The sequence below is a fragment of the Pseudomonas sp. AK181 genome (genome assembly GCF_051122975.1).
Lineage (GTDB): Bacteria > Pseudomonadota > Gammaproteobacteria > Pseudomonadales > Pseudomonadaceae > Aquipseudomonas > Aquipseudomonas lactis.
In genome coordinates, this window is the sequence record NZ_CP146348.1 from 4,223,575 (window position 1) to 4,236,834 (window position 13,260).

11 protein-coding genes are annotated in these 13,260 nt (G+C 60.8%); 3 read left to right on the plus strand and 8 right to left on the minus strand.

What is annotated here, in order from left to right; translation table 11 throughout:
* Positions 1-32 precede the first annotated feature (32 nt).
* Positions 33-1,163 carry an FMN-dependent L-lactate dehydrogenase LldD gene (gene lldD, locus V8689_RS19310; protein ID WP_003192725.1) on the plus strand — a complete coding sequence of 377 codons (1,131 nt, stop codon included), beginning with the start codon at positions 33-35 and terminating at the stop codon, positions 1,161-1,163.
* 412 nt (positions 1,164-1,575) lie between these two features.
* Positions 1,576-2,502 carry a GGDEF domain-containing protein gene (locus V8689_RS19315; RefSeq protein ID WP_056786038.1) on the plus strand — a complete coding sequence of 309 codons (927 nt, stop codon included), beginning with the start codon at positions 1,576-1,578 and terminating at the stop codon, positions 2,500-2,502.
* Positions 2,503-2,546: 44 nt separating this feature from the next.
* On the opposite strand, the gene V8689_RS19320 is transcribed toward V8689_RS19315, so the two are convergent.
* From V8689_RS19320 to V8689_RS19350, 7 genes are all read right to left on the minus strand, one after another.
* Positions 2,547-3,320 carry a TenA family transcriptional regulator gene (locus V8689_RS19320; RefSeq protein WP_153474739.1) on the minus strand — a complete coding sequence of 258 codons (774 nt, stop codon included), beginning with the start codon at positions 3,318-3,320 and terminating at the stop codon, positions 2,547-2,549.
* 78 nt (positions 3,321-3,398) lie between these two features.
* Positions 3,399-5,861 carry an EAL domain-containing protein gene (locus tag V8689_RS19325; protein ID WP_056786041.1) on the minus strand — a complete coding sequence of 821 codons (2,463 nt, stop codon included), beginning with the start codon at positions 5,859-5,861 and terminating at the stop codon, positions 3,399-3,401.
* A gap of 71 nt (positions 5,862-5,932) precedes the next feature.
* A complete protein-coding gene (locus V8689_RS19330) occupies positions 5,933-7,735 on the minus strand; it encodes an ABC transporter ATP-binding protein (RefSeq protein ID WP_032896047.1) in 1,803 nt (600 codons plus the stop codon).
* A complete protein-coding gene (locus V8689_RS19335) occupies positions 7,728-8,363 on the minus strand; it encodes a DsbA family protein (protein WP_003192732.1) in 636 nt (211 codons plus the stop codon). The genes V8689_RS19330 and V8689_RS19335 overlap by 8 nt, the downstream gene beginning before the upstream one ends.
* 3 nt (positions 8,364-8,366) lie before the next feature.
* Positions 8,367-9,308 (minus strand): rhodanese-related sulfurtransferase, encoded by a 942-nt coding sequence (locus tag V8689_RS19340; RefSeq protein WP_014719256.1) that lies wholly within the window; start codon positions 9,306-9,308, stop codon positions 8,367-8,369.
* A gap of 101 nt (positions 9,309-9,409) precedes the next feature.
* Complete coding sequence (locus tag V8689_RS19345; RefSeq protein ID WP_056786044.1) at positions 9,410-9,703, minus strand: BolA family protein; 294 nt, start codon at positions 9,701-9,703, stop codon at positions 9,410-9,412.
* A gap of 6 nt (positions 9,704-9,709) precedes the next feature.
* The gene (locus V8689_RS19350) at positions 9,710-10,228 is read right to left on the minus strand and encodes a DUF2059 domain-containing protein (RefSeq protein ID WP_014719258.1); all 519 of its coding nucleotides are present in this window, start codon (positions 10,226-10,228) and stop codon (positions 9,710-9,712) included.
* Positions 10,229-10,424: 196 nt separating this feature from the next.
* On the opposite strand from V8689_RS19350, the gene V8689_RS19355 reads away from it, so the two are divergent.
* Positions 10,425-11,807: a class II fumarate hydratase gene (locus V8689_RS19355; RefSeq protein WP_032896037.1), complete on the plus strand. Its 1,383-nt coding sequence runs from the start codon at positions 10,425-10,427 to the stop codon at positions 11,805-11,807.
* On the opposite strand, the gene V8689_RS19360 is transcribed toward V8689_RS19355, so the two are convergent.
* Positions 11,808-12,764: a DMT family transporter gene (locus tag V8689_RS19360; protein WP_056786047.1), complete on the minus strand. Its 957-nt coding sequence runs from the start codon at positions 12,762-12,764 to the stop codon at positions 11,808-11,810.
* Between the last annotated feature and the right edge of the window lie 496 nt (positions 12,765-13,260).

The following is a 13,260-nucleotide window of genomic DNA, read 5'->3' on the forward strand; positions in this document are numbered from 1 at the left end:
GTGTAGCACTTTGCCCTGTGGAGACACCGTCGATGATCATCTCGTCCGCTTCCGACTACCGCGCTGCGGCCAAGCGCAAGTTGCCGCGCTTTCTGTTCGATTACATCGACGGCGGCGCCTACGCCGAGCACACGCTGCGCGCTAACAGTTCGGACCTGGCCGAGATCAGCCTGCGCCAGCGCATCCTGCGCAATGTCGACGACTTGAGCCTTACCACCCAACTGTTCGGCACCGAACTGGCGATGCCGGTGATCCTCAGCCCGGTCGGCCTGACCGGCATGTACGCACGCCGCGGTGAAGTGCAAGCAGCCAAGGCAGCGGCCAACAAACACATCCCCTTTTGCCTGTCGACGGTGTCGGTATGTTCGATTGAGGAAGTGGCTTCGCAGAGCCCGCAGTCGATCTGGTTCCAGCTGTATGTGCTCAAGGATCGCGGCTTCATGCGCAACGCCCTGGAGCGGGCGCAGGCCGCCGGGGTGACCACGCTGGTGTTCACCGTTGACATGCCGACACCCGGCGCACGCTACCGCGACGCCCACTCAGGCATGTCCGGCCCCTACGCGGCGCAGCGGCGCATGTTACAGGCGGTGACCAAGCCGCAATGGGCCTTCGATGTGGGCTTGATGGGCCGCCCTCACGACCTGGGCAATATCTCCAAATACCTGGGCAAACCCACCCACCTGGAAGACTACATTGGTTGGCTGGCCAACAACTTCGACCCGTCCATCAGCTGGAAAGACCTGGAGTGGATCCGCGAGTTCTGGAAAGGCCCAATGATCATCAAGGGCATCCTCGACCCGCAGGATGCCAAGGACGCGGTGAGTTTCGGTGCCGACGGCATCGTGGTCTCCAACCATGGCGGCCGCCAGCTCGACGGGGTGCTCTCCACGGCCAAGGCGTTGCCGCCGATTGCCGAAGCGGTGGGCGATGACCTGACCGTGCTGGTGGATTCGGGCATTCGCTCCGGGCTCGACGTGGTGCGCATGCTCGCCCTGGGTGCCAAGGCGTGCCTGCTGGGGCGTGCCACCGCCTATGCGCTGGCCGCCGAGGGCCAGCATGGGGTGGAGAACCTGCTGGACATCTTTGCCAAGGAAATGCGCGTGGCCATGACCCTGACCGGGGTCACCTCCATCGCGCAAATCGACCGTACCACCCTGGTCTAGTGGTGATGGGTGCGGTGTACTTTGTTCACGAATAACCGAAGCGTTGTTTATTTGCGACAAGCAACTCGCCCCACCCAAACAGTTACGTCAACCGGGCCGGCGGCAACGCTGGCCCAAATCAGCCAAATAACTGGCGCCATGCTTTAACGGACTTTTCTTACTTAAAAATTAGTTAATTGATTTATAAGGATTTTTGCCAAGTAAATACACTTGGCATGAATCTCGCTCTAGTACTGTTCAAGCAGGTTCGGCGATGACAAGACGTGCGGCAGTGCCCCGGGGTTATAACCCAAGGAAAAGCGGTTTAAACTGTTTCCAATGTTTTACGGAACTGACGGATCAGTAAGACGCTTGGCACTCGCCACTCTCATCCCGCCTGTAAGACAGCCCAGTGCTTAGAGGCCACGCGCTTATGAAAACCCCCACCCAGACCAACGCAATTGACTTTGACAGTGCCAAATTGCAACGCCTGGGATTTGGCCAGCCATCCTTACGCCCACGCCGCCCCGCCACCCTCGCCGAACTTCGCCAGCAACTGAACCAGCAGTTGCAGACCAGCCTGGAGCCGGAGCGCATTCTGGGCCTGTTCTTTCGCGAGGTACAGCGCCTGGTGCCGCTGGACGCGCTGCAATACCGTCACGCCGCCAGCGACCTGCGCCTGGAGTTTGGCCACCGGGGTCATCACTCCGTCAGCTACACCCTGAGCCATGAAGGCGAGCACCTGGGGGAACTGGTCTTTCGTCGCAACCAGCGGTTGCTTGAAGAGGAACTGAGCCAGCTTGAACTGCTGCTGGTGACCTTGCTTTATCCGATGCGCAACGCCCTGCTCTACCGCGCCGCCACCCGCAGCGCCCTGCGCGACCCGTTGACCGAAACCGGCAACCGTGTGGCCATGGACCAGACCCTTCAGCGAGAAATCGACATGGCACGCCGGCACTTGCACCCGCTGTCGTTGTTGATGCTGGACATCGACCACTTCAAGAAAATCAACGACACCCATGGGCATGCCGCGGGCGATAGCGTGCTGCGCGCCGTAGCCGGGGCGATCAAACGCCAGCTGCGCAACGTGGACATGGTGTTCCGGTTTGGCGGGGAAGAGTTTTTGATCCTGCTGTCCAACACCGGTCGCGATGCTGCGGGGATGGTGGGAGAGCGCCTGCGCCAGGCGGCACAAGCCCAGGACTACTGGGTGGAGGGCACGCGAATAGAACTGACCGTGAGCCTCGGTTGCTCGACGTTGCTGGCGGCCGAGTCGGCTGACAGCCTGCTGCGTCGGGCCGACAATGCGTTGTATGTGGCCAAGCGCGAAGGTCGTAACCGCCTGGCGATGGCGGGGTAGAGTCAGTTGTGGCGAGGGAGCTTGGTCCCTCGCCACAGTTACCGCTACGCCTCGCTGGCGATGCGCACAGGGCGCTCGCGCACGGCTGGCGCCTTGTCTTTCTCCGCATTCTCTAGACGCATGCAGCTTTCCAGGAACAAGTGCATGTAGTCGTAGCTCTTGCACACCGCCTGGCGCAACTCTTCCTGCAGGGCCTTGCTTGGGTTGGTCCCGGCCAGCGTGCAGATGATTTCCAGGGCTTCCCAAGGGTGGGCATCGTCGTACTGGGCATGCATCTTCAGCCACTTCATCGCCCGCTTGCGATCTTCCTCCGGGAATGCCGCAGCATACACACCGGTAGAGCAGACCACGGCGGACCACTCCCCCGTCGCCCCTTCGATGGCGTAGTTGGTGGCGGCAATCGCGACGATCAACGCATCCGCTGAGCTGGTGTGCCAACACCAATGGCTCAGGGCGTGCAACTCGGGCGGCACCTCCTGCGCTTGCAGTTCTTCAAGGCTGACGCCGTGAGCCCGTGCCCAATTGACCCAGTAGTCGGCGTGGTTGAGCTCCACACGAATGTTGCGCATCAGCCAACGGCGCGCCATGTCCTCCCCAGGATGACGGGCAAACTTGGTCTTGGTCAGGTTCTGCGCCATGTACAAGGCAAACTGTTCCACCACCGGCCAACCACCAATGAGGTAGTGGCGCATGGTCTTGGCGCTGAGGGCGTTGTCACGCATGCGCTGATACAGTTCGTGCTCGACAACCCGACGCTTGCTCTCGCTACAGTCCTGGATCAGCTGTTGCGCCCAGGCAGGGTAACTCGAGGCTTCCATAAGCGGGCCGGTTCTGTTGAAGGTGTCGATCACTGTGGGGCTCCTTTTCAAGTGTGATTGTACAGACCAGCAAATGTTTCAGCGGAAAGTGCCGGGCGCCTTGAATAACAGTGGCTGCGGCCGCTCAGGGCGGCACTGCAGGCTATCAAAGGTAAACAATTGCGGGCGTTCAATCAGGTAGCCCTGAGCGTAATCCACACCTATCTCAAGTAAAGCCTGTTCGATCTGCGGTGTTTCAACAAACTCGGCAATTGTGCGCTTACCCATGACGTGGCCGATGTGGTTGATCACTTCGACCATGGCGCGGTTAATCGGGTCGTCCAGCATATCCTTTACGAAACTTCCATCGATCTTCAGGAAGTCTACAGGTAAATGTTTCAAATATGCGAATGAGGACATTCCGGCGCAAAAGTCATCGAGGGAAAAATGGCAGCCTAACGCTTTGAGTTCATTAATAAATCGAATCGCGCTGCCCAAATTGGCTATAGCGCTGGTTTCAGTTATTTCAAAACAAATCATTTCCGGTGGAATGTTGTAAGTATCGAATTTCTGACGTAAAAATCCTAAAAAGTCATCGTCGCCAATGGTTATTCCTGACAGATTAATCGCACACATGGCCATGGGACGGCCCGGACGCTCATGCATGCAACGGGCGATAATCTTGAATACGTTTTCCACTACCCAACGGTCCAGGGACGTCATCAAACCGTAACGTTCGGCGGCCGGAATAAAACTGTTGGGCAAAATGATCCGCCCCGCTTCGTCATGCAGGCGCAAGAGAATTTCAATGTGCCCATTGCCGGCGTCGGTAGTGCCCAACGGCGCAATTTCCTGGGCATAGAGGCAAAAGCGGTCTTCCTCAAGGGCAATATGCAGCCGCTGTACCCAGGCCATCTCGCCAAACCGCAGAGACAATTCCGAGTCATCGACGTGGTAGACCTGCACGCGGTTGCGCCCTTTTTCCTTGGCCATGTAGCACGCCATGTCGGCGGCGCGCAGGGAGGTTTCCAGGGTGGTCGGGGTTTGCGAGATATGCACCAGGCCGATGCTGACGGTGGTCATGAAGGGCCGCCCCTTCCACACGAAGTGCAAGCTCTGCACGGTATGGCGCAGGCTCTCGGCGATTTTTTCCGCCACCGACGCCGGGCAGTTTTCCAGCAGGATGCCAAACTCGTCGCCGCCCAACCGAGCCAGGGTATCGCCCTCGCGCAGGTCCGACTGCAGCAGCGCGCAGATGTGGCGCAGCAATTCATCGCCCGCCGCGTGGCCACAGGTGTCATTGACCAGCTTGAATTGGTCGAGATCAAGGAACATCAAGGCATGTCGCCCATTTTGCTGGCGCGCGACCTGCTGCAGCACCTGTTCAAGGCGGAACTCGAACTCGCGACGGTTGGCCAGGCCGGTCAAGGCGTCGTGGGTGGCCTGCCAGGAAAGGTTGGCGATGTACTGGCGTTCCTGGGTCATGTCGTGCAACACCAGCACCGCACCGCTGATCTTGCCGGCGCTGCGGATCGGCGCGCCCACCAGGGTCACCGAGACGGTGCTGCCGTCCAGGCGCTGGATCAACTTGGAATGCTCGCTGCCGCCGCTGAACTGGCCCTTGACGATGTGTTCAATCAGGGTGAAGCCATCGGGCTCGGCGTTTTCATCCAACAGCTTGAACAGCGCCGCCAGCGGCAGGCCCTGGGCCTGCTCCGAGCGCCAGTGGGTCAAAGCTTCGGCTGCAGGGTTCATGTAAGCAATGGCCCCGTCGACATCGGTGGTAATCACCCCGTCGCCAATCGACTCCAACGTGATCTGCGCCCGCTCCTTCTCCGCTTGCAGTGCATCGGCAAAGGCATGACGCTGGGCCAGCAGCTTGTGGGTGCGCAGCAACGCCAACACGATCAGGCCCAGGGCGGTCGCCAGGTTGGTGATCAACAACAGCCGCAGGATCATCCGCGAACCTTCGCCCAGGGCATCGCTGACCGCCTTGGCGGCGGGCGTCACCCCTTCATTGATGGCCGTGATGCGCGCCTTCCAACTATGGACATCGTCATCGCTGACGTAGCCGGAAGTAATGGCGCCGTGCATCTCCTGGGCCAGCTCATCCAACTGCACCAGGTAGCCGTCGCCCACCGTCCACAGTTCAATGGCTTTTTCCAGGTAGCTGAAATGACGAAAGTTGAGGTACAGCCAGATCAGGCTGGAAACGTCGTCCGGATGGTTGCCGCCCTTGAGAATCCCCAGGCGCGCGGCCTCCATGTCGGGGTTGGGACGGTCCAGGGCAATGCGCAATTCATGCCCGCCCTGGGGCACGGCAATGGCCTGTTGGTATTTGAGGTAGGTGGCGTCGTTGCGGTTATCGGCGTAGAGGGTCAGGTAGTAAATGGCATCTTTCTGGCCCTTGGACCATAGGCTTTCGCCCGCCACATAGCCCCGCACTGCCGAAAGCACGTAGAGACTGACGCAGCCTAACAATGCCTGGAACAACACGACGGCGATAAAGGGCCAGACAATACCCAACAGGCGTGGCGTTCCGAGAGTCCGCTTTTGCTTCATGAAGTCCCTTGCACATGCACAGCTTGATACGCACGCGAAAATCCGCTCCCGATAGCACAGCCTAAGCTAAATCAACGTACTTGTTGCAAGTGTCCATACAGTTTGGCGTACAACCCGCCATCGGCAATCAACTGCTGATGGTCGCCGTCCTCGGCAATGTGCCCGCCATCGAACACCAGCACTCGGTCAGCCTGCTTCACCGCAGACAGCCGGTGAGCGATGATCAGTGTAGTACGCCCACTGAGAAACCGCGCCAGTGCCTGGTGCAGGTTGTACTCGGTGGCCGCATCCAATGCAGACGTGGCCTCGTCCAGAATCACCACTTTAGGCTCGGCAAGCACCATGCGGGCAATGGCCAGGCGTTGGCGCTGGCCCCCGGAAAACCGCACGCCCGAACGCCCGACCACGCTGTCCAGGCCCAAGGGCAGTGCCTTGACAGTAGCATCCAGTTGGGCGATTTCCAGCGCCTGCCAGCAGGCTTGATCGGTGCGGGTACGGCCCATGGTCAGGTTGGCGCGCACGGTGTCGTTGAACAGCGCCGGGTGTTGCAGCACCACCGCGACGTTCTCGCGGATGGTTTCCAGGCCGATCTCCTGCTGGGTGGCAGCACCAAAACGAATACTGCCGGCCTGGGGCGTATAGAGCCCCAGCAACAGTTGCACCAGGGTGCTTTTACCGCCGCCGCTGGCGCCGACAATTGCCACCTTTTCACCCGGTGCGATGGCGAGGTTCAACTGGTTGAGCACCAGGTCTTCGCCGTAGCCAAAGTCGAGGCCACGCACTTCGATGCCGACCGTCTCGCGCCCGCTGAACGGGTCTGCGCCGCCTGGGTATTGCGGTTCATCGGCACGCGCCAGCAGCTCGTTGATCCGCGACAACGCGCCCCCCGCCGCGTAATAGGCGTATTGCAGGTTCAGCAGTTGCTCCACCGGACCGATCATGAACCACAGGTAACTGAATACCGCGAGCATCTGGCCGATGGACAGGTCGGAAAACAGCACGGTGAGCATGGCCGCGGCGCGGAAGATGTCGATACCGAACTGGAACAGCAAGCCACTGGCGCGGCTCGACGCATCGGTTTTCCACTGGGAATGAATGGCGTAGTCACGCACTTCCTGGGCACGCTGGCCCAGGCGCCCGAGGAAAAAGCCTTGGCGGTTGCCGGCGCGTACTTCCTGGATGGCATCCAGGGTTTCGGTCAGCGCCTGGGTAAAGCGTGAAGTACTGTCGTTTTCCAGCTTCTTGAGGTGCTTGACGCGCTTGCCCAACTGCACCGTGGCGTAGATCACCAACGGGTTGAACAACAGGATCAGCAACGCCAGTTGCCAATGCATCCACACCAGGATCGCCGAGGTGCCGACCAGGGTCAGCATCGCCACCAGGAAACGGCTGAGGGTTTCGCCGACGAATTTGTCTAGGGTGTCCAGGTCGGTCACCAGGTGGGTGGTGACCGTACCGCTGCCCAGGCTTTCGTACTCACCCAGTGAGATACGCTTGAGACGCTCGATCAGGCGCACGCGGATGCGGTACACGATGTCCTTGGCCAAGCGCGCAAACAGCCGCGCCTGCACCACGTTGAACACCAGCGCGCCGCAGCGCAGGGCCAGGGTGACCAAGAGCATCAGGCCGATATAGCCAGCGGCTTTTTGCCAACCCAGGGGCAGCGCGTGGTTCATCACCTTGAGAGCCGCATCGCCATGGCCCAGCAGCACTTCGTCCACCAGCAACGGCAACAGCAGCGGGATAGGCACGCTGCACAGGGTGGCGAGCACGGCAACGCCGTTGGCGACCCACAGGGATTTCTTGTGACGCAGGGCCAGGCGGCGAATTTCCGCCCAGGTCAGCCGGTCGGTGCGTGGAGGCTGTTCATACACAGGCAGCCCGCTCCAGCCATCGACCCAGTAACGGCGACAGCTCGGACAGCGGCTGGTAACCATTGGTCAGCAAGGCCAACTGGCCGTTGCGCTCGGCCAGCAGGGTCGGGAACCCGGCAATGCCCAGGTCCTGCACCCAGGTAAAATCGGCCGCCGTGGCCGCGTGCTGATCGGCACGGTCGAACTCGCCGGCAAACTCGATGCGTGGAATACCGGCCTGCTCGGCCAGTTCCACCAGCACCGGGGCCAGGGTCACGTCCCGGCCTTCGACATAGAACGCGCGCTGGATCAGCCCCAGCAGCGTCCAGGCGCAATCCGGCGCCAGGCTGCGTGCGGTAACGATAGCGCGGCACGCCGGCTCCGTGTCGTACACGAACCCGTCGGGCAACGCGCCCTCACGCTTGAACGGCTGGCCGGTGGCGTCGGTGACGGCCTGCCAGTGTTCAAGGATATATCGCCGGGTAGTCGGCTCCAGCGCCGCGCCGCTGCCAGTGCGCAAGCCGCCCACCACCAGGTGCACGTCCACGCCGGCCGCCTGGGCCTGCTCTACCAGCGCTTGTGCCACCGGGGCAAAGCCCCAGCACCAGGAACACATCGGGTCCATTACATAGAGCAGGCGCGCAGACATGGCTCAGGCCTCGGAAGGGGTTTGCTTGTAGTTGTAACCAATCGGGTGCGGCATGTTGCGGGCCTTGGCCAGTTCGATCTGCTTCTGGCGGTCGATCGCGCTGCGACGGGTCTTCTCCGGCAGCTTATCCCAGCAATGGGGGCAACTGATGCCAGCCACATAATGCTCGGAGGCGCGGTCTTCTACGCTCACGGGTGTGCGGCAGGCATGACATTGATCGTAGTCGCCTTCGCTCAAGTCGTGGCGCACGGTCACGCGATTATCGAACACAAAGCAGTCGCCCTGCCATTTGGTTTCTTCCTGGGGCACCTCTTCGAGGTACTTCAGGATACCGCCCTTGAGGTGGTAGACCTCATCGAAGCCTTCGCTGAGCATGTAGCTCGACGCCTTTTCACAGCGAATGCCGCCGGTGCAGAACATGGCGACCTTCTTGTGCTTGGCCGGGTCGAAGTTGGCTTTGATATAGTCGGGAAATTCGCGAAAACTGGTGGTTTTCGGGTCGATTGCGCCTTCAAAGGTGCCAATGGACACTTCGTAATCGTTACGAGTGTCGATCAACAGCACTTCCGGGTCGCTGATCAGCGCGTTCCAATCCTGCGGGTCGACGTAGGTACCGACCTTTTTGTTCGGGTCGACGCCTTCGACGCCCAGGGTCACGATCTCTTTCTTGAGCTTGACCTTGGTGCGATAGAACGGCTGGTCGTCGCAGTAGGATTCCTTGTGGTCGATGTCGACCATGCGCGGGTCTTTTTTCAGCCAAGCCATCAGGCCGTCAATGCCTTCGCGGCTGCCGGAAACGGTGCCGTTGATGCCTTCTTCGGCGATCAGCAAGGTGCCTTTGATGCCGTTATCGACCATCGCCTGCAGCAGGGGCTCGCGCAGGGCGACGTAATCTTCGAGGGTGACGAACTTATACAGTGCCGCCACGACAATCGGTTGAGTCATGGGTGTTCTCTCCAGGTGGCTACCCTCGTAAGGGGTGAACCGGATGCAAAAAAAACGCGCCGGCTAAGCGGCGCGTTGCGGATTCTATCAGGGTTACCCCGTCAATGTCCGCCGGCGCAGGTCGGCGAGGCCGGGGCTGCGTCGATTGTCGCCCATTCTTCGGGCGTATAGGTATGCAGCGCCAGCGCATGAAATTCGCTCATCAGGCTACCCAGGGTGGCGTAGACCTTCTGGTGGCGCTTGACGCGGTTGAGCCCCTCGAACTGCTGGCTGACCAGCACGGCCTTGAAGTGGGTCTGCAACCCACGGCTGTGCATGTGGCTTTCATCCAGCACGCTCAAATGTTCCGGCTCCAGGGCGGCAAGGGCCGTTTCGATACGCTGTTGCATGGTCATTCCTGCTTACTTCTTCTTGGCCGGTGCGGCGGCTTTGGGCGCCAGCTCGTTGGTCATGTCTTCCAACAGCTTGTTCACCACCGGTACGGCGCTTTCCAGTTTGGCCTGGGTCATCTGGGCCGATTGCTGGGTCAGCTGGGGCATTTTTTCCAGGACTTTCTTACCCAGTGGCGACTGGTAGAACGCTACCAGGTCCTTGAGTTCGGATTCGCTGAAGTTGGTGGTGTAGAGCTTGACCATGTCTGGCTTGAGCTTCGGCCAGCCGATGGCCTGGTCCAGAGCGGCATTGGCCTTGGCCTGGTAGCTGTCCAGTACGGACTGCTTGGCGGCAGGCGCCTTGGTCTGTTCGAAACGCTGGGCGAACATTTGCTGCACTTGCATGTACACCGGGGTCCCCAGCTTGTCAGCATGGGCCAGGGTAAGGAAGGCTTCGGCACTGGCGTTGTGGCTGGCGGTATCGGCAAGAACCTGGCCGCTGGCGCAAACCAGAGCAACCGCGGTACAGATGGCACGAAGACGAGTCATCGAGTTTCCTTTTCTAGCAGGCGAGGTAAGACCCCAAGGGCGACCATTCTGCGCCTAAAAAACCTCGCGGCTCAACCCCACCCCATGGCAAGCCCTGGTTTCACGGGGCGCGGTGACACAAAAGCGCTTTTAGGGAACCCACGCTGGCAGCCAGGGCCTAAACTGACCAATCACGACTGGATAAGGAGGGTGACCGATGAGCCGTATCGAAACCGACAGCCTGGGGGAAGTACAGGTCCCTGATGACGCCTATTGGGGCGCGCAAACCCAACGTTCGCTGGTCAATTTCGCGATTGGCGAGCAGCGCATGCCGCTGGCGGTATTGCATGCCCTGGCCTTGATCAAAAAGGCTGCGGCACGGGTCAACGACCGCAACGGCGACCTGCCCGCCGACATCGCTCGCCTGATCGAACAGGCTGCCGACGAGGTCCTGGACGGCCAGCATGACGACCAGTTCCCGCTGGTGGTCTGGCAGACCGGCAGTGGCACCCAAAGCAACATGAACGCCAACGAAGTGATCGCCGGCCGCGCCAACGAGTTGGCCGGCAACAACCGAGGCGGCAAGAGCCCGGTGCACCCTAACGATCACGTCAACCGTTCCCAGAGCTCCAACGACTGCTTCCCCACCGCCATGAGCATTGCCGCGGTGCAAGCGGTGAACAAGCAACTGCTGCCGGCGATCGCCACCTTGTCCGGCGGCCTGGCGGAATTGGCCGCGCGGCATATGAAGCTGGTCAAGACCGGCCGTACCCACATGATGGACGCTACGCCGATCACCTTCGGCCAGGAGCTGTCGGCGTTTATCGCCCAGCTCGATTACGCCGAGCGGGCGATCCGCAGCGCCCTGCCCGCGGTGTGCGAGCTGGCCCAGGGTGGCACCGCCGTCGGCACCGGCCTCAATGCACCCCATGGCTTTGGTGAGGCGATTGCCTCCGAACTGGCCGCGTTGTCGGGCTTGCCTTTTGTGACCGCGCCGAACAAATTCGCCGCCCTCTCCGGCCATGAGCCGCTGGTGACCCTGCACGGCGCGCTGAAAACTCTGGCCGTGGCGCTGATGAAAATCGCCAACGACCTGCGCCTGCTGGGTTCCGGCCCTCGCGCCGGGCTGGCCGAAGTCAAGTTGCCGGCCAACGAACCGGGCAGTTCGATCATGCCGGGCAAGGTCAACCCCACCCAATGCGAAGCGCTGTCGATGCTGGCCTGCCAGGTGCTGGGCAACGACGTGACCATCGGCATGGCCGCCAGCCAAGGGCACTTGCAGTTGAACGTGTACAAACCGGTGATCATCCACAACCTGCTGGAGTCGATCCGCCTGCTGGCTGATGGCTGCAACAACTTCCAGGAGCATTGCATTGCCGGCCTCGAACCCGACGCCGAGCAAATGGCCCAACATCTGGAACGCGGGCTGATGCTGGTCACCGCGCTGAACCCGCATATCGGCTACGACAAGTCGGCCGAGATCGCCAAGAAGGCCTACGCCGAGGGCCTGACACTGCGCGAGGCCGCGCTGGAGCTGGGCTACCTCACGGATGCCGAGTTTGACCAGTGGGTGCGCCCGGAAAACATGCTGGGTAGCTGACTACACCGCCGTACGCAGCCGCCGGGCCTTGAGCCCGGCGAGCAGCGAAGGCGCCAGCGCCACGGTCGCCGAACCCAGCACCACCACAAAGGCGCCGAAATACCCCAGGGCATTGATCTGCTCAGCCTGCACATAGTCCGGCCACAACCACGCCGCCACGGCCACCGCCACAAAAGTCACCAAGGGCGTCAACGCCAGGGTCGCACTGACCCGCGAGGCCTCCCAATGCGCCAAGGCTTCGGCAAATGCGCCGTAGGCCACCAGGGTATTCATGCAGCACGCCAATAACAGCCAACCTTGCAGCGGGCTCAACTGCAACGCTTCCAGCGGGTGCGCCCAAGGCGTGAGCAACAGCGCACACGACAGGTAAATCACCATCATCACCTGCAATGAATTCCACACCGTCAGCAACTGCTTCTGCCCCAGTGCATAAAAAACCCAAATGGTAGTGGCGAGCAGGATCGTCAGCACACCGGCGGTGTAGGTACCCATGGAGGTCAACAACTCCACCAGGCGTTGGTTGAAGAACAAGCCAAAGCCTGCGATCAACACCACCAGCCCGATCACTTGCCCCAGGCTGAAGCGCTCCTTGAACACAAACACACTGGCAACCATCAAAAAGATCGGCCCCATCTGCACCACCAACTGCGCCGTGCCTGGGCTGAGCATCTTCAGGCCCACCAGGTACAGCACATAGTTGCCCACCAGGCCACACACCGCCATGCCCACCAGCCACCCACCCTTGGGGCCAAGCACTTTGCGGCTGGGCAGGCGTTTGGTAGCGGCCAGGTAAACGAACAGGCAAGTGCCCGCTACCATGAGGCGAAACCAAGTCACGGTGATCGGGTCCATCACCTGCAATACTTGCTTGAGCTTGATCGGAAGAATGCCCCACAGAAACGCGGTCAGCAGGGTCAGGAAAAAACCGTAGACCCAGCGGCCGGAAGAGATGTGCATGAGAGCCCCAGATGCCAGAGGAAGTGGAGCGGGCATTCTAGGGGCAAGTCACTGAATTGGGATACGTCACAGTTTTGAATGTGGGAGCTGGCTTGCCTGCGATGGCCATAAGTCTCTACACAACACTACAGGCTGTAGCAGCCAACGCTAACCACGATGCGAAGCGAGCCGCTCTTGATCTTGCTCTTGATCTGCTTGTGATCTTGATCTCAGGCGCCCCGTTAAACCACGCTGGCCGAACGCAGGCTTGAATTCGTGGGTAACCCGGCAGGACGCCGGGTTAGCCGCCCCGCGCCATGGATGGCGCGTGGCGGCGGCCCACGGATTCAAGCCTGTGTTCGGGCACACCGAGCCCAAGCGAGGTGCCGAGTGGTGGGGCAAGAGCCCTTTGGTTACTTTGGGGCTCTTTTCCAAAGTGACCCGCCGTCAGGCGGAACCCCAAGTAGCCGTTACCGCAGCAATGGATATGTACACAATCCAGCGGTGTCGCCTGTCA